The following is a 1,137-nucleotide window of genomic DNA, read 5'->3' as shown; positions in this document are numbered from 1 at the left end:
TGCGGATGCACTCGGCCTTGAACAGCGAGTTGAGTGCCTCGGCCATCGCGTTGTCATACGAATCCCCTTTGCTGCCAACGGATGCGACTGCCTCGGCTTCGGCGAGCCGTTCGGTGTAGCGAATCGCTCGGTATTGCACGCCGCGGTCGCTGTGATGGATCAGGCCGGTGACGTCCTGACCTGCCCGTCGACGCGACCACAGGCCCATGTCGAGGGCGTCCAGGGCGAGGTCGGTGCGCAGGCTGGTCGACACCTGCCAGCCGACGATCATCCGGCTGAAGACGTCCAGGACGAACGCGACGTAGGTCCAGCCGGCATGCGTGCGCACGTAGGTTAGGTCGGCCACCCACAGCTGGTTCGCTGCGGTGGCGACGAACTCGCGGTGGACCAGGTCCTCGGGACGCTCTGTCTGCGCACCGTCGCCGAACGTGGTCTTGCGGGTCTTCGCCCGCGCGATCCCGCGCAGACCTTGGGCCTTCATGAGCCGCTCGACGGTGCATCGGGCGACCGGTATGCCTTCGCGATTGAGCTCGGCGTGGATCTTCCGAGCGCCATAGACACCCAAGTTCGCCCTGTGGGCAATCTTGATGTCCTCGACCAGTTCCGCATCGCGTACTGCACGCGCTGACGGCGGACGGGACTTGGCGGCGTAGTAACTGCTCGGGGCGATCGCGACGCCGGCCTTCTTCAGCACGGCGCAGATCGGCTCGACCCCGACCTCGCGCCCATCAACCACGTCATGGCGATGGGCCTCGAGGTAGGCCACTACCTGCTGGTGGGGCGGTCGAGCTCCGCCGCGAAGAAAGCCGAAGCCGTCTTCAGAATGTGGTTGGCACGACGCAACTCACGCACCTCCTGCTCGAGCTGGGCGATCCGCTCACCGTCCGCGGTCGTGGTGCCCGCCCGGACACCACCGTCGATCTCGGCCTGACGGACCCAATTGCGCAAGGTCTCTGGGTGCATCCCCAGTTGCCCGGCCACTCGAGTGATCGCACCCGACTTCGTCGCAGGGTCCTGCCTCAACTCGACGGCCATCCGAGTCGCGCGCTCACGCAGCTCATCGCCGTACTTCCTCGGTGCTGCCATAACTCTCATCCTCCATGGATTGAGAGCCTCCACCAGACCCGGGGCGATTCA

At 65.8% G+C, this 1,137-nt stretch carries 2 protein-coding genes; both read right to left on the bottom strand.

All coding sequences use genetic code 11. The features are described 5' to 3' along the window. A partial coding sequence (locus N802_RS19135) for an IS3 family transposase (protein WP_052110182.1) occupies window positions 1–766 on the bottom strand: 766 nt, incomplete at its 3' end. Continuing rightward, the gene (locus N802_RS19130; protein WP_035919707.1) at window positions 766–1,086 is read right to left on the bottom strand and encodes a transposase; all 321 of its coding nucleotides are present in this window, start codon (window positions 1,084–1,086) and stop codon (window positions 766–768) included. The genes N802_RS19135 and N802_RS19130, both read right to left, overlap by 1 nt. Between the last annotated feature and the right edge of the window lie 51 nt (window positions 1,087–1,137).

The sequence above is a fragment of the Knoellia sinensis KCTC 19936 genome, from assembly GCF_000768705.1.
In the GTDB taxonomy this organism is placed as follows: Bacteria; Actinomycetota; Actinomycetes; order Actinomycetales; family Dermatophilaceae; genus Knoellia; species Knoellia sinensis.
This window is presented reverse-complemented; position numbering and strand designations above follow the sequence as displayed.